This window comes from Maribacter sp., assembly GCF_039974175.1.
Classification (GTDB): Bacteria; Bacteroidota; Bacteroidia; order Flavobacteriales; family Flavobacteriaceae; genus Maribacter_C.
Genome location: NZ_JBDWJN010000008.1, coordinates 40,546 through 64,895 on the forward strand (window position 1 = coordinate 40,546; position 24,350 = coordinate 64,895).

Below are 24,350 nucleotides of genomic sequence, written 5' to 3' on the forward strand. Positions count from 1 at the left end.
CTCTAAGAATCGCTTAGCAATTGCACCAGAAAAGAATTCTTTGTCAAGCCCCCGGTAGTAAAATTTAATTTGGCCGTACCGGCTTTAATTTGGTGGTACTCCAACAAAAGTCTATAAAAAAGTATTCAACCATAATAACCCAATACTATGCAATCAAAAATAAACGGAATATTCTTGTTAGTTCTCCTATTTTCTTTGGGATGCAAAGACCAGAAACAAAACCCTGCGCTAGCATCTTTGAACCTGCTAAGAGGTGATTTACAACTGTGCGGAAATGGCCAATTTGGAGATGTCAGCTTTTCAGAATCCTGTTCTTACGAAACAAGAGATACGTTCAATCTCGGTATTGCCTTATTGCATTCTTTCGAGTATACTGAAGCCGAAAAAGCATTTGTTCAAGTTATTGACCAAGACTCAGAATGTGCCATGGCTTACTGGGGAGTGGCAATGAGCATTTATCATGGTTTGTGGGCACCACCTCCCAATAACGTTCTAGAAAAGGGTAGCAAATTACTAGAAGTTGCCGCGAAACTTCCAAAATCAAAAAAAGCTGAACACTATTTGGAGGCAATTGGGGCATTTTATCAAGACTGGGAGACAGTGGATAATCAAACTAGAAAGGAGCGCTATGCCCAAAAAATGAAAGAAATGTATGCTGCTAATTCCAACGATACAGAAGTAGGGGTTTTTTATGCCCTTGCACTTCGAGCATCAGCAGTACCCACAGATAAAACTTATAAAGTACAGCGAGAAGCAGGCAAAATCTTAGAAGCTTTATTTGAAAAAGAACCCAATCACCCCGGAATTGCACATTATATCATTCATTCCTATGATTACCCAGAACTCGCAGAACTAGGTTTAACCACGGCAAGAAGGTACGCCGAAATTGCTCCAAGCTCTGCTCATGCGCAACATATGCCTTCCCATATTTTTACCCGCTTGGGACTCTGGGAAGAGTCTATTCAGACCAACATCAATTCTGCTGCCTCTGCCATTTGTTATGCGGAGAGCATTGCTCCTGGAGCGCATTGGGACGAAGAGGTTCATGCTATGGGATATCTTGTTTATTCGTATCTTCAAACTGGTGATAATGTAAAAGCTATTGAGCAACACCAATATTTAAAATCGTTTAAAAAAGTCTTCCCTCCTAATTTCAAAATAGCCTATACCGCCGCAGCCATACCTGCTCGCATTGCAATGGAAAACAAAAATTGGAAGCAAGCAGCTACTATTGAATTACCCAATAATTTAGGTTTGGCTTGGGAATCATTTGCATGGGAAAAAGCTACCTTACACTTCACCCGGGCTATGGGTTCCATTCATACCAAAGACTTCCAAACCGCTGAAAACGAATTGAACATTTTAAAATCATTTCAAGAAAAATTAATTGAAATGAATGACGCCTATAAAGCGAATCAGGTAGGTGTACAAATCAAAATGACTGAAGCTTGGTTGGCATTGGCAAAAGGAAATAAAAAAGAAGCATTGGCATCTATGGAAATGGCTGTTGATATGGAAAGTAAAACGTCTAAACATCCCGTTACTCCGGGTGAAGTAGTTCCTGCAGATGAGCTTTATGCTGATATGCTGTTAACGCTTAAGAAGCCCCAGGAGGCCCTATTGGCTTATGAACTAAATCTTCAAAGACGTCCGAATCGCTTCAATGGAATTTACGGTGCCGCTATAGCTGCAAAACAATTGGGTAATCAAGAGAAAGCGATTCACTATTTCAATCAACTTATTGAATTAACCAAAAATTCGAATAGCACACGCCCTGAAGTTGTCGAAGCCAAAAAGTTTATACTACAATCTTAAAATTGAACACAATGAAAGCAAAAATCGGTCTAATCGTATTAGGAACTTCCTTTTTGATGCTATTGCATTTTATGAATAGCGATTCTAATGGAAATCGTAACAGCAATTATCAAAACGCTTCCTTTAGTTTTGTCAAATGCACCCCTACCAAATTTATGTTGGATATTGTTGACAGTACCCAACAAATTTCGCCACTATTCAATAATTTGGGTAACCTTCATTTTCCCATTTCTTCAAAGAACGAAAGGGCACAAGCTTTCTTTGATCAGGGCGTAAAATTATCATATGCCTTTAATCATGCTGAAGGCCATCGTTCTTTTATGGAGGCAGCCAGACTAGACCCTAATTCGGCCATGGCTTATTGGGGTCAGGCTTTTGCGCTGGGTCCAAATATCAATGACCCTTTACCAGACGATGAGCGCAAGAACAAGATCAATGAGGCGATGGCAAAAGCCCGCAATCTAGCTACCAAAACAACTGCAAAAGAACGGGCGCTTATAGAAGCACTGTCAGCCAGATACAGCGAAGACTTGACCACCGATGTGGCCGAGCTTAATATGGCATACATGAAGGCAATGGCCAAAGTGGTTAAAAAGTATCCTGAAGATGCGAATATTCAGATACTATATGCGGCTTCTGTTATGAATACCGTACCCTGGAATTATTGGGACAAGGACGGCAATCCTTCCCCAAATATAAAAGAAGCAAAAGCTGCTCTAGAAATCGCTATGACACTTGAACCTGAAAATCCGGGCGGACATCATTACTATATACACATGGTGGAGTTACCTTATCCAGATATGGGTGTAAAAAGTGCCGATAAGTTAGCTTCGTTAATGCCAGGGGCAGGTCATATTGTACATATGCCTTCGCATATTTATATTCGCGTGGGTAGGTATTTAGATGCCGTTAAAGTAAACCAGGCTGCGATTCTCGCAGATGAGGATTATATAGCACAATGCTTTTCTCAAGGTCTTTATCCGCTCGCCTATTACCCGCACAACATTCATTTTCTTTGGTCTTCGGCGAGTTTGTTAGGGGCAAGCGAAACTGCTATTGATGCTGCCAAGAAGACTGCCGAGAAAGTACCAACAGGAGAGTTAGTAACCCTTCCTTTTTTACAGGATTTTGCCGCAACACCCTTATTGGCATATACCCGATTTGGTAAATGGAATCAAATTCTAACTATTCCCGCTCCCAGTCCAGACATAAAACACCTAAGCCTAATTCACCATTATGCACGTGGTATAGCTTTTATTAGAAAAGGAAATATTAAGGATGCACAAGAAGAATTGGATGCCATCGCAACCCTTAAAAATGACCCGGAGCTCGAAACCCTAGTTGCTACGGCAAACAATGCTTCCATTCATTCGGCCAATATTGCCTATGAAATAGTAGCCGGTGAATTGGCTGCACTTAAGGGCGACATACCTAAGGCCATAGCACATCTCGAAAGGGCCGTTGTTTTTGAGGATGGTCTCACTTATACAGAACCTGCTGCGTGGCATATTCCAACACGGCAGAATTTAGGTGCTGTATTAATGAAAGCTGAAAAATTCGAAGAGGCCGAAAAAATATTCAAGGAAGATTTAGATGTATTACGTCAAAATGGATGGTCTCTAATGGGCCTTCACAATAGCTTAAAAGCACAAGGTAAACTACAAGAAGCCGAGGCAATCAAGCAAGAATTCGAAAAGGCCTGGCAGCATTCAGATGTTGACATCAGCACCTCTGTCTTATAATCTTAATAAACATGAGTCAATTCATAAAGCACTGGAAATCACATATAGTAACCCTACTGTTGATAACAGGGTTGATTTTTGCCTATCTTTTGATATTCCATTCAAAGTCAGAACTACGCGTTTATAACCCTTCAGATTTCAACCCTGAATTGGTTGATGCTAGTGTTCAGAACGTGATTGAGAATCATAGGGTTGCAGATTTTGAACTACTAAATCAAAATGGGAAGACCATAACCCAAAAAGACTACGCAAACAAAATCTATGTAACTGACTTTTTCTTTACTCGCTGTCCGAGCATATGCCCCATCATGTCTAACAATATGGAGCAACTACAAAAGATATTTCGCGACGATGCTGAAGTAATGTTTCTTTCCATATCGGTTACCCCAGAATTAGATAGTATCCCTATTTTAAAAGCCTATGCTGAAAAACATAGCGTCATCGATGGCAAATGGAATATTACAACTGGAGAAAAAAAGCATATATACAACTTGGCACGCAAAAGCTATTTTGCGGTGGTAAACGAGGGCGACGGTGGGATTCAAGATTTTATACATACACCAAATTTCATTTTGGTTGATAGGCAAAAGCAAATCAGAGGGGTTTATGATGGCACAAAGGATGAAGAAATTGAGCGCTTAACTAATGATATCAACTTTTTAAAAAAGTAAGCATGAACAAAGTCATTTACTATGTAGCAACTTCCTTAGATGGTTTTATTTCAGGTGTTGACGGCGATATCAGCAAATTTCCCTTTCAGGGAGAAGCAGTGGAAAAATATCAAGCCGATTTACTAAACTACAAGACCGTAATCATGGGTCGCAAAACTTATGAATTCGGATATGAATACGGACTTGAACCCGGGCAACCGGCATATCCTCATATGGAGCACTATATCTTTTCAGAAACGCTTCAAATAAAAGACCTAGCGAAAAACGTGCACATTGAAGAGATGACTGTTGAACGTATCAAAGAAATAGTAGCCTCCTCTCCAACAGATGTATATCTGTGTGGTGGTGGTGAATTTGCGGGTTGGCTTCTTGATAATAAACTTATTGACCAACTGAAATTAAAGCTAAATCCGATATTGCTTGGCGAAGGCGTTCGACTCTTTGGAAATTCAAAAACTTCACTAGTAGGTACCTTAGTCGCAAGCGCATCATTTGATGGTGGACTTCAATTTTTGACCTACGATTTGAAATAAAAAAATATCGTACTTTCAGTTTTCTAAAATCCGACCAATATGAGAACGCGAATTTTCACCCTTGTACTTTGCCTTGCTATAGGTTTTCTAAACGCTCAAGAATCTATTTTGGGCTTTACTAGTGAGAACACCAAAAAACAACAACAGCTAGAAGCCGCATTTGAAGCGCAACTCGATGCCGGCAATCTTGATGAATGGATGCAACTAATGGCTGCTGAACCGCATTGGGTAGGTACGGAGTACGGGGAGAAAAATGCAAAATGGATTCAAAAAAAATTCAAGTCTTGGGGTTACGATGCTAAGATTGCAACGTATCACATTTTATTCCCTTATCCGAAAGTACGTTTGTTAGAGTTAACTGGGCCGACTTCCTACACTGCAAAATTAACCGCGGTACCCGTTGAAGGTGACGCATACACTGCGCAGGGTGATGCGCTGCTACCAAGTTACAATGCTTTTTCCACGGATGGGGATGTAGAAGCGGAATTGGTTTTTGTGAACTACGGAATTCCAAGAGATTATGAAGAACTCGATAAATTGGGAATCGATGTAAAAGGAAAAATTGTCATTGCCAAATACCAGGGTTCATGGCGCGGAATCAAACCCAAATTAGCAGCAGAAAAAGGGGCTATAGGATGTATCATCTATTCAGATCCAGCAGATGATGGGTACGGTCGCGGAGATGTTTACCCTAAGGGAGCGTATAAAAATAAAACAGGAGTGCAGCGAGGTTCCGTAATGGACATGCCGACCTATCCTGGTGATGTATTAACTCCGGGTTACGGAGCCACCAAAGATGCCAAACGTTTGGATAGAAAAGATGCTCCGACAATTACCAAGATTCCGGTCTTACCAATTTCCTATGAAGATGCACAACCTTTGCTAGCTGCCTTAGACGGAGCAGTAGCACCTCAATCATGGCGGGGTGGATTGCCCATTACGTATCATATTGGCCCAGGGCCCGCAAAAGTACATTTGAAATTGGAATTTGATTGGCAGTTGAAACCCGCTCATAACGTAATTGCCACAATGAAGGGAACTGACTTTCCAGATCAATGGGTAATGCGTGGCAATCATCATGATGCTTGGGTACATGGCGCTAATGATCCTATCAGCGGAATGGTAGCTTTAATGGAAGAAGCGCGAGCCGTTGGCGCCCTAGCTAAAAAGGGAAATAAACCGAAACGCACTTTGGTCTATTGCGCATGGGATGCCGAAGAACCAGGACTCATCGGTTCGACAGAATGGGTAGAAGATCACAAAACCGAACTACAACAAAAAGTAGTGGCATACATCAACACCGATGGCAACGGACGTGGATTCTTAGGTGCTGGAGGTTCGCATAGCTTACAGGCCATGGTTGGTGAAGTTGCTGGTGCCGTTACCGACCCGCAAAAAGGGGTGTCTATAAAAGAAAGAAGAATCGCCGTAGATATGGTGCGTGGTGGCACTGAAGACTTTGAGTTGTATGCGTTGGGTTCAGGCTCCGATTATACTCCCTTTATTCAACATGCAGGTATAGCCTCTCTAAATTTAGGATTTGGGGGAGAAAATGGGGGCGGTGAGTACCATACCATTTATGATACTTATGACCATTACAAGAGATTCAAAGATCCAGATTTTGCTTACGGGGTGGCCCTTGCAAACACAGCAGGGAGGATTACCTTGCGGTTGGCAAATGCTGACATGCTTCCGTTTGAATTCAAACAATGGCACAAAACTGTTTCAGGTTATCTAGACGAGATTATGAAGGAAACAGAAAAAATGCGCAAGGAGGTTGAAAAGCACAATAGGCTGGTTGATAAAAATATGTACGCACTGGCTGCCGATCCGAAAAAACCCTTTTTAAAACCTGAGAAAAAAGAAACCATACCGTATCTAGATTTTACGCCTTTGCAAAATGAAATGACCTCCCTAAAAAAGACCATAGATGCCATTTCAAAAATTGATGTTTCCAAACTTTCCGAGGCCCAACGCAACGCGCTGAATGACAAATTAATACATGCCGAACAAGCACTGACGTCAGCACAAGGTCTACCTAGACGTTCTTGGTACAAACATCAAATTTATGCCCCTGGTTTCTACACCGGATATGGTGTAAAAACCTTACCAAGTGTACGCGAAGCGGTAGAACAAAAAGACTGGAAAGAAGCACAAGAGCAAATCGGTGTTCTTTCTTCAACTTTAAAACGTTTTAATGCACATGTAAAAGGGATGGCTGAGATGTAACAAAATCTGAAAACAAATTCGTATTTTAGGTAAGTAAAACTAAAAAACCATTTGGTCATGGATAGGAATTATACACGAATATTTTTTGGAAATACGGCAGAGGCTCAAAGTATTGTAAGCCGTCTGAAAGATATCGGTATAGTAGCTGTTGTTAAAGATGAGGCTGAATCGGCACGTTTAGCGGGTTTCGCGTCATCAATGCTCGGTGAGGCTGAAGTTTTTGTTCATAATGATGAACTTGAACAGGCCGAAAAGATCCTAGACGCATAGCCATACAAACGCATCCATTCTACTATATCAATCGCACTCTACCCTCTTATGAAACTAAATGCTGTAGTACGTAATTCTCTTTCTTTTTTGGCAATCTTGATCCTTTTGGTTTCCTGTGATTCAAAAAGCAGCAAACCAAAAGAAATTCCATTAACCGTTCGTGAAGATTCTATTTCGGGATTGGCCAAGGCCAAAGAAGTTCGTGAGAGTATTGTGGCTAAAATGGCAGATGGCTTGGAGTTGCGTCTTTGGGCGTCCGATTCCTTGGCTCCAGATCCCATTGCAATGGATATCGATACCAAAGGAAGAGTATATCTCACCCGCACCAATCGCCAAAAAAATTCCGAATTTGATATACGTGGATACCAACATTGGATGACCTCCTCTATTTCTTTACAATCTGTGGAAGACCGTCGCGCTTTTTTACGAAAAACCTTTGCCCCTGAACTTAGCGCAGAAAACGAATGGTTTCCTGACCTGAATGGCGATGGTAGCCATGACTGGAAAGATTTGGCTGTAGAAAAAGATGAAGTTTGGATGATTGAGGATACCAACTACGATGGTATGGCTGATGTCTCCAAACGTATTTTAGAAGATTTCAACGAAGAGATTACTGATGTTGCGGGAGCTTTGCTGGTTCGCGATGAAGATGTGTTTGTTGGTGTTGGACCAGACATGTGGCGACTTACTGATACTAACGAAGATGACGTATTAGACGAGAAAACTTCCATTGCACATGGCTTCGCCGTGCATATCGGTTTTGGTGCCCATGGGATGTCGGGTGCAGTTGAAGGCCCAGATGGTAAAATCTATTATGGTATTGGCGATATAGGTGGCAGTCTTACTACCGTAACAGGAGAAAAGCATCACTTGCCCAACCAAGGGATGATTGTTCGCAGCAATCCTGACGGGAGTGATTTTGAGGTTTATGCCAGAGGCCTTCGCAATACCCATGAATTCGTCTTCGATGCCTATGGAAATATTATTTCTTCTGATAACGATGGCGACCATAGAGGCGAGAGTGAACGTTTGGTTCATATCGTAGAAGGTTCAGATGCCGGATGGCGTTCCAATTGGCAGTATGGGAAATACACCGATCCGAAGAACAACGGTTATAAGGTTTGGATGGACGAGGAATTGTATAAACCACGATGGGAAGGTCAGGCAGCATATATCATTCCACCCATTCAAAATTTTCATAACGGACCAACGGGTATGGTTTATAATCCAGGAACCGCTCTAGGCAAAGACTGGCTAAATCGTTTCTTTTTGGTTGAGTTTGTAGGCGATCCAAGTAGATCACATATCTGGTCTTTTGACCTAAAACCTAAGGGAGCATCTTTTGAACTAAATACTGATATCGACATGCTAAGTGGTGTATTGCCAACAGGAATCAAATTTGGTCCTGACGGGGCGCTATATCTGGCAGACTGGATCAATGGTTGGGGTACCAAAAACTATGGCAGAATCTGGAAACTAGATGTTGCTGAAAGCAAAAATGACCTAAAAAAGGAACGGGAAGAAACCGAACGCCTAATGACCTTAGATTATGATGATCAAGCAAATGACGAATTGGTAGCACTCCTATCCTACCCTGATATGCGAATTCGTCAAAAGGCACAATTTGCCTTGGCCAAGAGTACGTTTTGGGGCTATCGCAAATTGAAATCGGTTTTAGAAGAAAGTGATGATCAATTTGCAAAAATTCATGCAATATGGGGCATTGGTCAAATTGCAGCAAATAACAAGGATAAGGCAGACCCTCTTGTATCGCTATTATCGAATGATGATCCTGAAATCATTGCGCAAGCACTAAAAGTTCTGGGAGATATAAACTATGCTGAAGCAGCTCTAAAATACATTCCTTTGCTAGGGCATGAGAACGACCGGGTAAAGTTCTTTGCTGCCCAAGCTTTGGGAAGAATAAAACACGAAGCCGCGGTGCAGCCCTTATTAGATATGTTGGCTTTCAATGCAGACAAAGACGTCTATTTGCGCCATGCCGCTGTTTTAGCACTTTCAAGAATCGGTAAGGTCGAACCCATTACGGCCTTGGTTGATAGTCCGAACCGCAGTTTGCGAATTGCTGCGGTACTCGTTTTAAGAAGACTGCAAAATGAGCAAGTAGCCCTCTTCTTAAAGGATGTTGATGAGTATATCGTTACCGAAGCCGCTCGGGCTATTAATGATGACTGGTCTATTGAAGAAGCACTTCCTGCTTTGGCGGAACTTCTGACACAAGAAAAATTCAAATCGGAGCCACTGCTCCGACGTAGCATAAATGCGGCACTTCGAGTTGGTGGAGATAAGGAAATGAGAAACCTTATAGCCTTCGCCAAAAATACCGCTTTCTCAAGTGTACTTCGGGGTGAAGCTCTAGCTGCGTTAGGAACATGGGAATCTCCTTCAGTACTAGACCGCGTAGATGGTCGATTACGCGGTGAAGTGAAACGCGATGCTAGTCTCTTGAGAAAAGAATTGCAACAAGATATTCCGATGTTTTTATCCGATACAAGTCCTGAAATTCTGATTGGAGTAGCAAAAACCTTAGAGAATCTAGGTATTCAAGATAACAATAAAGATGTTTTCACTGTTTTTTCGAAAAGTAAACATCCCGAAACTAGGGCGGCCATGTTAACAGCTTTGGGAAAACTAAAATTTGAAAATATAGAAAGGGCGATGAAAACGGGTATGGGCGATAAAGAACAAATAGTACGAGAAGCGGCGGTCGGCTTGATAGCTGAATTGGATATGAGCAAGGAAGATCTTCCCGCTGTGGTCAATCCAATTTTTAGAACAGGTTCTGTACGTGAACAACAAAGAATTTTGGGTGTCTTAGCAGAAATGCCAAGCGAGAAGAGTGAAAATGTTTTGCAAAACCTCATTCAGCGCGCCGGAAAAAATCAGTTGAATGGGGGAGTAATACTAGATCTCATTGAGGCTACTGAGGCTTCTGGCTCTGCTTACCTAATTGCCCAATTAAGTGTATTGAAAAGTGGTGGTCACACTACTGATTCATTTAAAGAAACGCTTAATGGCGGTAGTTGGTGGGGAGGAAGATCTGTCTTTAATAGCAATGCTGCAGCCCAATGTGTTCGTTGTCATGCCGTGGGAGGTGCTGGCGGACAAGTTGGCCCACCCTTAGACAATATTGCCAACATCTTAACTAGAGAACAGATTCTTGAGTCACTCATAGAACCAAGTAAACGCTTGGCTCCTGGCTATGGCACGGTAACGGTAACTTTAAAAGATGGTCAAATCGCAACCGGGATTTTGGAAAAAGAAACAGAACACGAATTAATTTTAAGAACATCTGATGCGGAACCTTTGGAAATTGCCCATTCAAGAATTCAAAAAAGGGAAAATAGTATCTCAGCTATGCCAGCAGCAGGAAAACTCATAAGTAAACGAGAGCTCCGCGATTTGATAGAATACCTTTCAAGTTTGAAGGTGGTGGAACCTTTGACGCTAAATTAATAGTTGGCAACCTCTAGCTTTGCCTCTGTAAACTCATGCATCATAACCTCGATGATTTGTGCGGCAGGTTTGATATCGTTTATCAAGGCGGAGACTTGACCGATTTCCAACTCACCCTCTTCCATATCACCTTCGAACATACCGCGTTTGGCCCTTGCTCTTCCGAGTACTTCCTTTAATTCTGATATAGAGGCTCCTTTGGCATAAACTTTTTGAATATCCTTATAAAATTTGTTTTTAATAAGTCGCACCGGAGCTAATTCCTTTAAGGTTAAATGCGTATCTCCTTCGCCCGCTTCAACAACTTTTTGCTTGAATAGTTGGTGCGAAGAAGCTTCCTCACTCGCAACGAAACGGCTGCCTACCTGCACTCCATCGGCGCCTAAAATCATCGCTGCTAACATCGCCCTTCCCGTGGCAATACCACCAGCAGCAATAATTGGAATGGTAATTTGCTCTTTTACCAACGGAATAAGGGTTAAGGTGGTGCTTTCGTCTCGTCCGTTATGACCGCCTGCTTCAAAACCTTCTGCAACGATCGCATCTACGCCTGCTTCCTGAGACTTCAAAGCAAACTTTAAGCTACTTACTACATGTATAACGGTAATTCCTTTTTCTTTAAAGTAGGAGGTCCATGTCTTCGGATTTCCAGCAGATGTAAAAACAATTTTCACCCCGGTTTCAACAATTATTTCCATAATCTCATTCAGATCAGGATAGAGCATGGGTACGTTCACCCCAAAGGGTTTTTGAGTAGCTTGTTGACACTTTTGAATGTGTTCACGAAGTACTTCAGGGTACATACTTCCCGCGCCAATTATACCTAAACCACCAGCGTTAGAAACGGCAGATGCTAATCGCCAACCGCTGGCCCAAATCATACCTGCCTGAATGATAGGGTATTCAATTTTAAATAGTGCTGTTATTTTGTTTTGCATTCCTATAAATTTTGCATTCAACGCGAGCGGAGTTGAAAGAAGTTGCCTATATACTATTGTTCTCAACGAGGCACCAACCGACAGAAGATTAAGAAATTACTCCAGAACCGATTAACTCATCTTCGTGATACCAGGCTACAAACTGCCCTTCGGTAATCGCAGATTGTTTTTCTTCGAAATCGACATAAAGCCCACCTTCAACCCTATATAAAGTAGCCTTTTCTAACGCTTGACGATAACGAATTCTTGCCATTACCTCCATAGTTTCATCAACTTTTAAGGCCAAATCAGGGCGAACCCAATGAAGTTCCGTTTCGGTTACAAAAAGGGTTCTACGATAGAGACCAGGGTGATTCTTTCCCTGTCCGGTATAAATAACATTTTCTTCCACGTCAGTTGCTATGACAAACAAGGGTTCCTTTGTGCCACCTACATCCAAGCCTTTTCGCTGACCATTGGTAAAATAATGTGCACCCTGATGTTCACCCACGACCTTGCCATCATCAACTTGATAAACAGGTTTTTCAGAAGTATAAGCCAATTCTTCTGCCTTAGTTTCAAATTTCACTTCAGCACGATTAAATTGTGCCATCTCTGCAGGAACTTCAATAATAATACCTTTCTTAGGTTGTAACTTTTGCTGAAGGAATTCGGGCAAACGTACCTTCCCAATAAAACATAATCCCTGAGAATCTTTTTTATCTGCTGTAATCAAGCCATTGGCCGCGGCAATCTGTCGAACTTCAGGTTTTTGCAATTCGCCAATAGGAAATAGTGTTTTAGACAACTGCTCTTGCGAGAGTTGACACAAGAAATAAGACTGATCTTTGTTCGAATCGGCCCCAGCAAGCAACTGATAAGTTTCACTCCCATCAGCATTCTTAATTATGCCTTTTCGACAATAATGCCCTGTAGCGACGTAATCAGCACCAAGCTGAAGCGCTATTTTAAGAAATACGTCAAATTTAATTTCGCGATTGCAAAGCACATCAGGGTTTGGTGTTCGCCCCATCTCGTATTCCTTGAACATATAGTCTACAATTCGCTCTTTGTACTCCTTGCTCAAATCAACAGTTTGAAATGGAATTCCTAGTTTTTCAGCTACGATCAAAGCATCATTGCTATCCTCCAACCAAGGACATTCTTCAGAAATAGTCACAGAATCATCGTGCCAATTCTTCATAAAAAGGCCAATAACCTCGTACCCTTGTTCTTTCAAAAGGTATGCAGTTACACTAGAATCTACTCCGCCGGAAAGTCCGACAACCACTTTTTTCATTTCATTTTAAAATTGGGCTACAAAAGTACAAAATTAAAGCCCTAAGCCCCTACTATGATTTCCTTCTAAAGAAAGGAGAGCAAACCATAAGCAACCCTAAGTGATTTTGAACATCTACCTAAGGTAGGGTTCTGCCTGTGCGAATTGTTTAACTTTGAAAGATAAATTGATAATTATGAAAAAGTTCTTGCCACTAAAAGGTTTTTTAATCCTGATCATTACGGGTCTTTTTACAATCTCCTGTAATCTTGATGACGGATCGGAAACCATTCCCATACCAGAGACGGATATTGTCGAGGTAGCTACTAACGCCGGTTTGTCGTCTTTGGTCGCTGCATTACAGAGGGCCGACTTAACAAATACTTTAAAGGGTGCAGGGCCTTACACCGTGTTGGCTCCAACAGATGCTGCTTTTTCAAGTTTTTTATCTGCAAACGGTTTTGCAAATTTAGAGGCTGTACCTGTTGAAACTTTAAAACAAATTTTATTAAATCATGTAGTCAGTGGAAGAGTTGATTCGGCACCATTAATTAATTTACAGCGCAACTATTTGCAGACATTGGCCGATGGGCCTTCTGGGTCAAAATTGTCATTGTACTTCGATGCAGTAAATGGAATCGAGTTTAATGGAATCTCCACGATAAGCCAAACTGATGTGGTTGCACAAAATGGAATTATTCATGTTGTGAATCAAGTCATCGGATTGCCTACACTTGACACCTTCATTTCCTCTGATGATAATTTTGAGGTTTTCGGCACCGCATTAGATGCAGCGGCCGTTGCTTCTGATCTACCTAACGACGTTAAGGATAGCATGAGCGGACCGTATACGGTGTTTATTCCTATTGAGCAGGCCTTTGACAACCTGTTGGCAACCAATACTGATTGGAATTTTGTGAGTGACATTGAAGAAAACCTTTTAGCGGCTGTGCTTGAACATCATGTTTTGAATGACAATGTACCTTCTGCCGATATCGTTGCTGGTGAAATGGTCACTACATTGGAGGGAGATCAAATAACTATTCAGTCTATAGATGGCAATTTAGAGATCACTGATGGCTCAGGTAATGAAGGTGCCCTTGTTGTAATAGTTGACATTCAAGCAATAAATGGCGTAATTCATGGTATTGCTAACAATGTTTTGCTTCCTGATACTACGAACTAGAATTTGCTCCGAAAGAATTTATCAAGACTTCTAGGTTTACAATCTGGAAGTTTTTTTATGCATTTCATCGATATAATCAGACACATCAAATTTCAAACATCACGATACCAACGGTTAGCATACAAAAAAGCAGACTTGACAACTAAGTTTTTTTTTTAGCGAAGTAATACTGCATCTTTGAAGTCCCAGATCTTACCAAACTTAACCTACTTAATGCTAAAAGCCCCAACAGAAATGTTGGGGCTTTTTTTATCATTTTTTGTCACTTCCGCGAAGGCAGCAATCTCGTTTCAGAAAAATAATCCCTTAAATAACTACCTTTCTTCGTCGCGTAAAACGCTCCGCAAAGGCTTAGGTTAGAAAGATTTATCGCTTCCCGGCTTTCTTCTGCTCTTCTGCCTGCTCCATCATTTCTCGCATCTTCCTTTGGAATTTATTTTCCTTCTTGGGTTTCTTTTTATTCTCTTGAATTTGTGCATGAATCTTTTCATTATCTAGAATGAAGTTCTTGATAACCAACATAATTCCAATAGTAATTAGGTTCGATACGAAGTAGTATAAACTCAAGCCACTTGCATAATTGTTAAAGAAGAACAACATCATCAGCGGCATTAAATACATAATGAACTTCATATTGGGCATACCGGGTTGTGTTGGCATATTCTGCCCCGTTGTCATCATCATGTAAAAGAAAATAGCCACTGAAGCCAAGATCGGAAACAAACTAACGTGGTCACCATAAAATGGAATCTCAAAGGGCAATTGCGCTATACTGTCGTATGAAGATAAATCTTCTGCCCATAAGAACGATTTCTGTCGCAACGCAAAAGAAGTTGGAAAGAACATAAACAAGGCGTAGAAAATCGGCATCTGCAGAAATGCAGGTACACAACCGCTCATAGGGCTTACTCCTGCCTTGCCGTACAACTTCATGGTTTCTTGCTGCTTTTTCATAGCATTGTCTTTATACTTCTCACCCAATTCTGCAATCTCTGGTTTTAAGACCTTCATCTTTGCCTGAGATAAATACGATTTATAAGTGACTGGCGACATCGCTAAACGCACGAGTATAGTCATAATAACAATGGCAATTCCGTAAGGTAAAAAAGAACTTAGAAAAGAATAGAAAGGCGTAAATACATACCTATTTATCCATCCAAAAATCCCCCATCCGAAGTATATGGTATCATCTAGACCATATTCTTCGTACTTCTTCAATACATCAATATCGGCAGGACCATAATACCAATTCAAATTTTCTGAAATTTCGCCTCCTTCCATTGCTATGGGAATTGAAGCCTCAAAATTCTTGGTAAACAGCACAGATTTACCTTCATCTTCCACTAGGTTTTCGGAGCTGATATCTACGGTCTTAAAATTTTTCTTAGTGGCCAAGATTGAAGTGAAGAAGTGTTGTTTGTACGACAGCCATTTTACATCCTCTTCTGTTTCTTCATCTGAGCTAGCTGCAGATAAGTAATCTATTTTTCCATCTTCATAGTTATACATCATTTCGGTGTACCTGTTCTCATACTGTACACTCTTGTTATGACGGATACCCTTAAGTTTCCATTCTAACTTCATCGGTTGGGCAGCATTAATAACGCCATTCAATCCTTGTGAGCGTATGGTAAAATCAACCAAATAATCATCTGGTTTCATTTCGTAGCGGTACTCCAAAAACCTGTCGGAAGCCACTTTTGCCTTCATCGACAGAACTTGATTTTCGCCACTTTGTGACAAAGAAGGTTCAAAATACAAATCTTGCGTTTGTAACACTCTATTGTCTGAAGTTGAAAAATTCAATCCGAAAACCGCATTTCCATCCTTAACTAGATATACGGGTATGGAGTCATAGGTATGAAATTGCTTCATTCGGGCTTCGATGATTTGCCCCCCTTTATTACTAATCTCTAAATACACCAAATCATTTTCCAGTTTGGTAGTAGCCTCGTTAGGGGTTGTAAAACCAAAGGCGCCAATGTTACTTTTATAGGCCGCAACTGCGCTTGAATCGCGAAGATTTATAGTAGCGGCTGCAGCTGACACATTCTCTTTGATGGTATTTTCTTCAGCCTTTTGTTGTGCGTCAACCTGTTCTTGTTTTGCCTTTTCCGCTTCTAACTCTTCAGGTGTTGGCTTGTTCTGCCAAAACATAAAAATGAGTATCGCAAATATAAGTACGAAGCCGATTATAGAATTTATATCCAGTTTCTTTTCTTCCATTTAAATAAGGTGATTTGGTAAAAGTTTGATTTTTATTCTGAAACTAGTTCAGCATCCGCAAATATATGCCCAATTGTGCAGTTTATGCCAAACTGGCATTCGTTTGTTGCATTTTATGTCGTAGAGCTGCTTGCACAAAGCCAACAAAAAGGGGATGTGGATTGGCAACGGTACTCTTGTATTCGGGATGATATTGCACTCCGATAAACCAGGGATGATCGACCAATTCTACGATTTCCACTAATCCGGTTTCTTTATTTATTCCCGTAGCTTTCAGTCCTGCACTTTCCAATTGCTGCTTATAAGCATTATTAAATTCGTAGCGATGGCGGTGACGTTCAGAGATGTCAACCGTACCTCCGTAGATCTGTGCGGCAAGACTTCCACTTACCAATTCGCAATCCCATGCTCCTAGTCGCATCGTTCCCCCTTTGTTTACGATCGTTTTTTGATCCTCCATCAAATTAATTACGGGATGAGCTGTGTTTTCATCCATTTCGGTTGAATTGGCCCCCTTCAGGCCTAATACGTGTCGAGCATATTCGATAACAGCCATTTGCATTCCCAAACATATTCCCAAGAATGGAATATTATTTTCCCTTGCGTATTTAACGGCCCTTATCTTGCCTTCAATGCCACGTTCACCAAAACCCGGCGCAACTAGAATACCGTCTAGCCCTTGTAAGGTTTTTAAAATAGTATCACCAGCAATATGTGCTGAATGTATAGATCGCACCTTTACTTTCACTTCATTGTTAGCGCCTGCATGAATAAACGATTCCAAGATAGACTTATAAGAATCTTGTAATTCAACATATTTTCCAATCAAGCCAATAGTTACCTCATTCTTCGGATTTTTGTGCTGCTGTAAAAACTGATTCCACTGCGTAAGATCAGGCGGATTATCGTCTGATAAATCCAATTTTTGCAGTGCAACCGTATCCAATCCTTCTTCTTGCATCATTACCGGTACATCATAAATGGTAGAGGCATCAATTGATTGTATAACCGCTTCGCGTTTCACATTACAGAACAGCGCCAATTTCTCTTTTATTTCATTTGAAATTTGATGCTCTGTTCTACAGACCAGAATATCAGCTTTGATTCCACTTTCCATCAACGTCTTGACCGAGTGTTGAGTAGGTTTGGTTTTCAATTCTCCGGCAGCAGATAAGAACGGAACCAGAGTCAGGTGGATTACGATGCCGTTGTTGTCACCTAATTCCCACAACAATTGACGTACGGCTTCTATATATGGCAAAGATTCAATATCACCAACCGTACCGCCGATTTCAGTAATAACAATATCATACTCGCCACTATTGCCCAGTAATTGAACACGTTCTTTAATTTCATTAGTGATATGAGGAACCACCTGAACGGTCTTACCTAAAAACTCACCGCGTCGTTCTTTCTCAATTACACTTTGATAAATACGGCCCGTGGTTACATTGTTGGCCTGTGAAGTCTTTACATTTAAAAAACGCTCGTAATGCCCCAAATCTAAATCCGTTTCCGCACCATCATCGGTAACATAACATTCGCCATGTTCATACGGATTCAAAGTACCTGGGTCTACATTGATGTACGGGTCTAATTTTTGAATGGTGGTTTTGTATCCTCTTGCTTGCAAGAGCTTGGCTAGAGATGCTGCTATGATTCCTTTACCTAGAGAAGAAGTTACCCCTCCCGTAACGAAAATATACTTTGTCTGCGACATTTTGGGATTGTTTGTTACGGGGCATAAAGATACAAATTGTTGTTACATTTTATAAAGATTGCCTCGGGAAATCTTTTTGTATTCGACGAATGAGTGGTTCGAGCCCGTTTACTTTGATTTCATGCATTGATTTTAACAAAAATCCCAGCTTTCCCTCAGGGAAACCCTTTTGATTGAACCAGGTTAAATACGGTTCTGGTAAATCTACCAAATAACGCCCCTTGAATTTTCCATAAGGCATTCGATAATGTGCCAGTTCAATAAGCTTGTCTTTATCAGGACTGATATCCATACTTTGATCAAAATAATATATCTTTAAAGGTAAATGTATTAATGATATAATTTCCTATTACGAATAATTCATTATTCCGTTTTTTACATTGATGTAATAATACTTTATCAAAATGAAAAGAAGAAACTTCATAGGTACATCAGCAGCGGCCTCCGTCGGGCTTTTGGCCTCCAAAACCAGTGCTGCAATGTCGTCTAAAGAACTTAGGGTTACCAATGAACTCAAAGGCAATATTAATCATAGTGCTTGTAGATGGTGTTATAGTAAAATTCCCATGGAAGATTTTTTAAAAAACCTAAATGAATTAGGGGTTAAGGCAATGGACTTAACCGGCCCTGAAGATTGGCCTTTGATGAAGAAATACAACATTCATGCATCAATGTGCTGGGGTGCAGGCAAAGGAATTTTAGAAGGATGGAACGACCCCAAACTGCATGAAGAATTAATTGCCGATTATCTCAGAGTGATTCCGTTGGTGGCGGAAGCCGGATACAACAATCTTATCTGCTTTAGCGGCAACCGCAATGGAATGGATGATACTATTGGTTTAAAGAATTGTGCCGAGGGATTGAAACAAATAATGCCGACAGCAGAAAAACACGGGGTGATTATTCAAATGGAATTATTGAACTCTAAAGTAGACCACAAAGACTATATGTGTGATCATACCCTATGGGGAGTGGAGCTTTGCAAAGCGATAGGATCAGATAATTTCAAACTACTCTATGATATTTATCACATGCAGATTATGGAAGGAGATGTGATTCGGAATATTCAAGATTATCACCAATACTTTGGGCACTACCATACTGGCGGTAACCCAGGGCGTCACGAAATTAACGAAACCCAAGAACTGTATTATCCCGCTATAATGAAAGCTATCGTAGCAACCGGATACAAAGGTTATGTTGCCCAAGAGTTCATTCCTACTTGGGAAGACCCTATTGCGGCGCTTAAGGAAGGGGTTACTATTTGCGATGTTTAATTTTTATTGCTGAAGGCAACTTGGCACTGTCATCTTAGAGCGATTCAATTCGTTTTTATGTACTCCCAAACTAAACCGCACTCTTAACTGCAAAAATTAATTGATTTTAAGAGCGTTTTTCATTTTTTCATTCCAAATTAATTGCTGCTCTCGATTTCTTGAAAAATTGGTTTCATCATCATATTGATTTTGAAAGTCATTCAGCTCTTTCAAAATATCGCGATAAATAGATTTTACTTTGGCTTTTACATTACTATACGTAAACGTTTCCTCGGCCAAACGCGCTTTCATCTTACGCGCATAAAGTTCCGAAATATCAAAATGCAGTTGCTCATGACTTAAAATAACTTCATCGCTTAATTCGGGTTGATACCAAGATTTAGTTGGATAAAAAAAGGTGTCGATCTGAAAATCAACCTCCATGTTATCCTTGGTGCCTGAGGTAGAAAAGCGATAGCTAATTCCACTTGCGGTGATTGCGGCAGCTCTTGCGTTTAGAGGCGCTTTTCCCTGAAAATCATCCCAAGAAAGTCTTCTCTCCGCACTCCATGAAATTGTATCATAGTCTTGAGGCGACTGAAAACTCATCAGCGCTATAAGCCCGAAACACACTATGTATTTTATAACACCCAATTGAATGTAATTGCTTTTTCGATATCAGGATGCAAACTAAAATGTACCGGGCAAGTGTTAGCGGTATGTTCCAATATCTTTCGATTCTTTTCAGAAATAGCTGCGGGAAGGCTCAAATCGATTTCTATTTTAGCAATACGCCTCGGTTCAGTAGCCATATATTTATTGACTTCAGCGGTAGAATTTAACAGATTTACATCAAGACCTCTGGCTTTAATCCCCATCATGGTTAAAACACAACTTGCCAATCCGGTTGCTACAGTATCTGTAGGAGAGAACGCCTCCCCCAATCCGTTGTTATCAACAGGAGCATCTGTGATGAAAGTATCTCCTGAACGTTGGTGTTCACATGAAGTACGCAATTTTCCAGTATACGTAACTGTTGAAGTTAGCATATTATTTGATTTCTTTGATTCGCATGTCTTCATAAGACATTATATAAGAAGCCTGATTATAATATCCAGAAGCATAATCTTTCTCATACGAGAATTTATTTCCTGTATACTCTGTCTCTCCTATCAATTTGGAAACTTCCATCAAATTATTTTTAAATGCTAATTTCAATACCAGATCATAGGTGATATCAAATCCGCGAACGGCAAAACGATCTGGGGTATCGCCAAATCTTTTCCGGTAACGTTTCACAAAAGCATCATTACCAATCTCTCTATACACAGAAGGATAGGTGAAATTCAGGTTAGACAGATGGGTACCCGAAATCACGTCATTTTCAAAAGCTTTATTTTTATTCGTAGTGAACATGCGAACGAATACCTTCTTATTACTTAATTCAGGATCCAACACTGAATTGTGAAACGAATTTAGAATTGAAGTTACACTAGCCGCCAATCGAAAATTATCTGTTTCAACAATAACCCAGTTTTCTTGTTCTTCAGACAAGAGTTTCGCTACCTTTTCGCGATCTATACCAATGTTCTTTTCTTCCTCAACAACCTCAACCACCTTGGCTTCAGGAAAGTGTGCCAATATAGAATCGCGAACTACTGCATTTGTACTATCGGCAATAATGACAATATTCTGTTCTTCTACTTTAGATTTCAAATGTGCCAACATACGCCTTCGAAGTAGCTGATCAGAGGTATAGGAAAAGAAAACATTGCTCATACTCAATTGAGTATCTACCGGAATTGGAGCAATTACAGGAACACTATGGCTCGAAGCCCTAACGGCAACTTCTTGTAAGGAGGGTACATCTAGAGGTCCGACTACGGCGCTATATCGGGCTAAATCTTCCCCCAAAAGAATTGATTTGGTTTTCAAAGGGCTCAATTGATTGTCGACCGTTTTTACATCCACTGAAATTCCTAATTCTGCAAGTGAATCGAGTGCTACCAATGCCCCAGAATACAAACCTAAACTCAACTTCGCATCTGTTCGTTTCTGTATCATCTGACGCGTGTTGGCTTTGTTGTTGGCATCCATTTTATCTATGCGGAAGGGTAGTATGAACAGTAACTTAGGAGCAATAACAACATTGATACTATCTAACAAATTGATTTTATCAAGTACCAACGCATTTCTAACTTCAAAATCGCCGGTCTGTTCCTTAGGAAGTTTTAATATCATCCCCGCTTTCAATCCATTCTGTAAATCAGGGTTTAGTGCCAACAAATCTCTATAGGAGATTCCTAGTTTACGGGTCAAGGAAAATTCGGTCTGCTTTGGTTTAACCACGTAGAAAATATAGTTGTCAGTATTGACTTCGCCGGTAGCAACTTTACGCTCCGGAATGCGAATAACCATGCCCTCTTTTAAGCCGCCTCTTTCTGAAATTTCAGGATTTAACCGGACGATTTCGTCAGATTTGACACCAAATTCCTTTTCCAAACGATAAAAGTTCATTTTTGCTGGCACGGTATAGGAAATAAAAAGTTCCGTTACCTGATTCTGAACGCTAGACCCCGCTTTTTTGGGCATCATCAGTTCGGCCCCTTCGGCTAAATAACTTGTGTTTTTTGCCAGTGTCGGGTTTAACGTTTCCATACTGTCAATGGTGATTCCGTATTTATGCGCTATACTCCACCGTGTCTCTTTCGCAGCAACGGTGTAGGTCTCATAATCATCGGCATTGAGACCGTTCTCATCAGCTCGAACCCTATTGTATTTGGGAATTCTTAGAACCATCCTCTTTTTCAGCTGTGCTGAATACAAATCACGATTATACCGCTTGATGTCTTCCTCAGTAATATTATACCGCTTCGCAATACCATACAAGGTTTCTCGCTTTCTTACCTTATGGGAAGTAAATCCAATGGGTTCCTCTTGATTTGTTTTAGGTTCGCCTGTCACAGGAATACTCGATTTAGTAGGAGTATTCTCGATTGTTGTAGTTGTATCCTCTAAAGGTATCACCAAAATGCTACTAGGTCTCAGCTGCTGCCCTTCTTTGATTTCCTTGTTGTATTTTAAGATGTTATAAGGTGTAACCTTGTATTGCTTGGCAATACTCTCCAAAGTTTCTCCACTCTTAACGGCGTGGGTGGCAAATTTTTGAGCCATTGCTTTACATCCGACTAAGGCGAACAAAAGGAGTAGCAGTATAGGTTTAAAAACTTGATTCATATGTTGTAATGGTTATACTTTTTGGTCAGTAGTTAAGCATTCCACTTATACTTCTTAACTAAAAACTCATAAATTTATTATCATTCCCATTCTATCGTCGCTGGCGGTTTAGAGCTTATATCATATACGACACGATTCACTCCAGGGACTTTGTTGATGATATCATTTGATGTTTTTTGCAAAAACTCATAGGGTAAATTCACCCAATCAGCGGTCATTCCATCTGTACTTTCAACAGCACGTAAAGCTACACATTTTTCATAAGTGCGTTCATCACCCATAACACCTACACTATTGACTGGCAATAACATAGCGCCTGCTTGCCAAACTTTATCGTACAAACCCCATTCACGCAATCCATTAATAAAAATGTGGTCTACTTCCTGTAAAATAGTTACCTTATCTCTTGTGATGTCACCGAGTATTCGAATCGCCAATCCCGGACCAGGAAAAGGGTGTCTTCCTAATAACTCTTTGTCCAATCCCATACTGGCCCCTACTCTACGCACTTCATCTTTAAACAACATCTTCAAAGGCTCTACCACTTTCAATTTCATATAATCGGGCAATCCACCCACATTATGATGACTCTTTATGGTCGCCGATGGGCCGCCCGTAGCTGAAACCGATTCAATCACATCAGGATAAATCGTACCCTGCGCCAGCCATTTTGCATTTTCAACCAAATGTGACTCATCGTCGAATACTTCGATAAATACACGACCGATAATTTTTCTTTTTGTTTCAGGATCACTTTCCCCATCCAACTCATCCAAAAAGCGTGCCGAAGCATCTACCCCTTTTACATTGAGGCCCATGCCCTCGTATTGTTTCAATACGCTATCGAACTCGTTTTTACGCAATAAACCGTTATTTACGAAAATACAGTGCAGGTTTTTTCCAATGGCCTTGTGCAGCAGAACCGCCGCTACAGATGAATCTACTCCCCCTGATAAGCCCAAGATTACTTTTTCATCACCAAGCTTATCTTTGAGCTCAGCGACCGTAGTTTCTACAAAAGCATCTGATGTCCAAGTTTGTTCTATTCCGGCTATATTGACCAAGAAGTTCTCCAGCACTTGTTTTCCATCGGTGGAATGATATACTTCAGGATGAAATTGAATTCCGTAGGTTTCTTCCCCTGCAAATTTAAAGGCGGCATTTTCCACATCATGGGTGCTCGCCAAAAGCTCGGTGTTTTCTGGAAGTTTCTTTATCGTATCGGCATGGCTCATCCAAACTTGACTTCCAGTATGCACATTGGCTAGAAATGGGCTGCCAGTTTCCACATGTGAGAGGTTCGCACGACCATATTCCCGCGTATTTGACTTTTCAACATTGCCACCATTAAAATGGGCCAGATATTGAGCGCCATAGCAAACGCCCAATAAAGGTTTCTTTCCACGTATCTCAGATAATTCAGGGTGAGGGGCATCATCAGCCCGTACCGAATACGGTGAACCCGAAAGTATCACTGCTTTGTACTCAGAAAGGTCTTTTGGCGGGTTATTAAAAGGTTTTATTTCAGAGAAAATATTCAGCTCTCGAACGCGTCTACCAATAAGTTGGGTATATTGAGAACCGAAGTCTAGAATCAGGACTTTGTTTTGCATGGGCAAAAATAGCAAAATCGAAAATTTGATGAACTTTTCTTTCTAGATATTTACAAGAGGTTTTTAACAAGTATTGAAATGCTAGAAAATAGAAGAGCTATATAATACAACGTTCTATAAGAAAAGCACAATCAATATTTTGTCAACTACGCACGATCCATATAAAATTCCAGTATTAT

Annotated in this window: 18 protein-coding genes; 9 read left to right on the plus strand and 9 right to left on the minus strand. The window is 40.7% G+C overall.

Annotation, left to right across the window (positions count from 1 at the left end):
* Positions 1–147: 147 nt before the first annotated feature.
* Genes ABJN95_RS06075 through ABJN95_RS06105 form a run of 7 tightly spaced genes read left to right on the plus strand, consistent with a single transcriptional unit; the run spans position 148 to position 10,737 of the window.
* Positions 148–1,815, plus strand: a complete 1,668-nt coding sequence (locus tag ABJN95_RS06075) for a hypothetical protein (RefSeq protein WP_348369290.1) — start codon at positions 148–150, stop codon at positions 1,813–1,815.
* An 11-nt stretch (positions 1,816–1,826) separates the two neighbouring features.
* Positions 1,827–3,557, plus strand: coding sequence for a hypothetical protein (locus tag ABJN95_RS06080; RefSeq protein WP_348369292.1), 1,731 nt, complete (start codon positions 1,827–1,829; stop codon positions 3,555–3,557).
* 11 nt (positions 3,558–3,568) lie between these two features.
* Positions 3,569–4,228 carry an SCO family protein gene (locus ABJN95_RS06085; RefSeq protein WP_348369294.1) on the plus strand — a complete coding sequence of 220 codons (660 nt, stop codon included), beginning with the start codon at positions 3,569–3,571 and terminating at the stop codon, positions 4,226–4,228.
* A 2-nt stretch (positions 4,229–4,230) separates the two neighbouring features.
* Positions 4,231–4,761 carry a dihydrofolate reductase family protein gene (locus tag ABJN95_RS06090; RefSeq protein ID WP_348369296.1) on the plus strand — a complete coding sequence of 177 codons (531 nt, stop codon included), beginning with the start codon at positions 4,231–4,233 and terminating at the stop codon, positions 4,759–4,761.
* A gap of 39 nt (positions 4,762–4,800) precedes the next feature.
* Entirely contained in the window at positions 4,801–6,990 is a 2,190-nt protein-coding gene (locus ABJN95_RS06095) for a transferrin receptor-like dimerization domain-containing protein (protein ID WP_348369298.1), read from the plus strand.
* Between the two features lie 57 nt (positions 6,991–7,047).
* Positions 7,048–7,260, plus strand: a complete 213-nt coding sequence (locus tag ABJN95_RS06100; RefSeq protein ID WP_348369300.1) for a DUF2007 domain-containing protein — start codon at positions 7,048–7,050, stop codon at positions 7,258–7,260.
* 48 nt (positions 7,261–7,308) lie between these two features.
* Positions 7,309–10,737, plus strand: coding sequence for a HEAT repeat domain-containing protein (locus tag ABJN95_RS06105; RefSeq protein WP_348369302.1), 3,429 nt, complete (start codon positions 7,309–7,311; stop codon positions 10,735–10,737).
* Here the strand turns inward: ABJN95_RS06105 and ABJN95_RS06110 are convergent.
* The gene (locus tag ABJN95_RS06110) at positions 10,734–11,675 is read right to left on the minus strand and encodes a nitronate monooxygenase (RefSeq protein WP_348369304.1); all 942 of its coding nucleotides are present in this window, start codon (positions 11,673–11,675) and stop codon (positions 10,734–10,736) included. The genes ABJN95_RS06105 and ABJN95_RS06110 overlap by 4 nt on opposite strands.
* 88 nt (positions 11,676–11,763) lie before the next feature.
* A complete protein-coding gene (gene mnmA / locus ABJN95_RS06115) occupies positions 11,764–12,954 on the minus strand; it encodes a tRNA 2-thiouridine(34) synthase MnmA (protein WP_348369306.1) in 1,191 nt (396 codons plus the stop codon).
* Between the two features lie 175 nt (positions 12,955–13,129).
* Here mnmA and ABJN95_RS06120 point away from each other — a divergent pair, with 175 nt between their 5' ends.
* Positions 13,130–14,119 (plus strand): fasciclin domain-containing protein, encoded by a 990-nt coding sequence (locus ABJN95_RS06120; RefSeq protein WP_348369308.1) that lies wholly within the window; start codon positions 13,130–13,132, stop codon positions 14,117–14,119.
* A 366-nt stretch (positions 14,120–14,485) separates the two neighbouring features.
* On the opposite strand, the gene yidC is transcribed toward ABJN95_RS06120, so the two are convergent.
* The 3 genes from yidC to ABJN95_RS06135 form a co-directional block, all read right to left on the minus strand.
* Complete coding sequence (gene yidC, locus ABJN95_RS06125; protein ID WP_348369310.1) at positions 14,486–16,345, minus strand: membrane protein insertase YidC; 1,860 nt, start codon at positions 16,343–16,345, stop codon at positions 14,486–14,488.
* A gap of 82 nt (positions 16,346–16,427) precedes the next feature.
* On the minus strand, positions 16,428–18,065 hold the full coding sequence (locus ABJN95_RS06130) for a CTP synthase (RefSeq protein ID WP_348369312.1): 1,638 nt from the start codon (positions 18,063–18,065) through the stop codon (positions 16,428–16,430).
* 49 nt (positions 18,066–18,114) lie between these two features.
* Positions 18,115–18,357 (minus strand): DUF3820 family protein, encoded by a 243-nt coding sequence (locus tag ABJN95_RS06135; RefSeq protein ID WP_348369314.1) that lies wholly within the window; start codon positions 18,355–18,357, stop codon positions 18,115–18,117.
* 112 nt (positions 18,358–18,469) lie between these two features.
* On the opposite strand from ABJN95_RS06135, the gene ABJN95_RS06140 reads away from it, so the two are divergent.
* The gene (locus ABJN95_RS06140; RefSeq protein ID WP_348369316.1) at positions 18,470–19,342 is read left to right on the plus strand and encodes a TIM barrel protein; all 873 of its coding nucleotides are present in this window, start codon (positions 18,470–18,472) and stop codon (positions 19,340–19,342) included.
* Positions 19,343–19,438: 96 nt separating this feature from the next.
* On the opposite strand, the gene ABJN95_RS06145 is transcribed toward ABJN95_RS06140, so the two are convergent.
* From ABJN95_RS06145 to guaA, 4 genes are all read right to left on the minus strand, one after another.
* Positions 19,439–19,930, minus strand: a complete 492-nt coding sequence (locus ABJN95_RS06145; RefSeq protein WP_348369318.1) for a DUF922 domain-containing protein — start codon at positions 19,928–19,930, stop codon at positions 19,439–19,441.
* 32 nt (positions 19,931–19,962) lie between these two features.
* Positions 19,963–20,370: an OsmC family protein gene (locus ABJN95_RS06150; RefSeq protein WP_348369320.1), complete on the minus strand. Its 408-nt coding sequence runs from the start codon at positions 20,368–20,370 to the stop codon at positions 19,963–19,965.
* Between the two features lies 1 nt (position 20,371).
* A complete protein-coding gene (locus tag ABJN95_RS06155) occupies positions 20,372–22,558 on the minus strand; it encodes a LysM peptidoglycan-binding domain-containing protein (protein WP_348369322.1) in 2,187 nt (728 codons plus the stop codon).
* A gap of 80 nt (positions 22,559–22,638) precedes the next feature.
* Positions 22,639–24,171 (minus strand): glutamine-hydrolyzing GMP synthase, encoded by a 1,533-nt coding sequence (gene guaA, locus ABJN95_RS06160; protein WP_348369324.1) that lies wholly within the window; start codon positions 24,169–24,171, stop codon positions 22,639–22,641.
* Positions 24,172–24,350 lie beyond the last annotated feature (179 nt).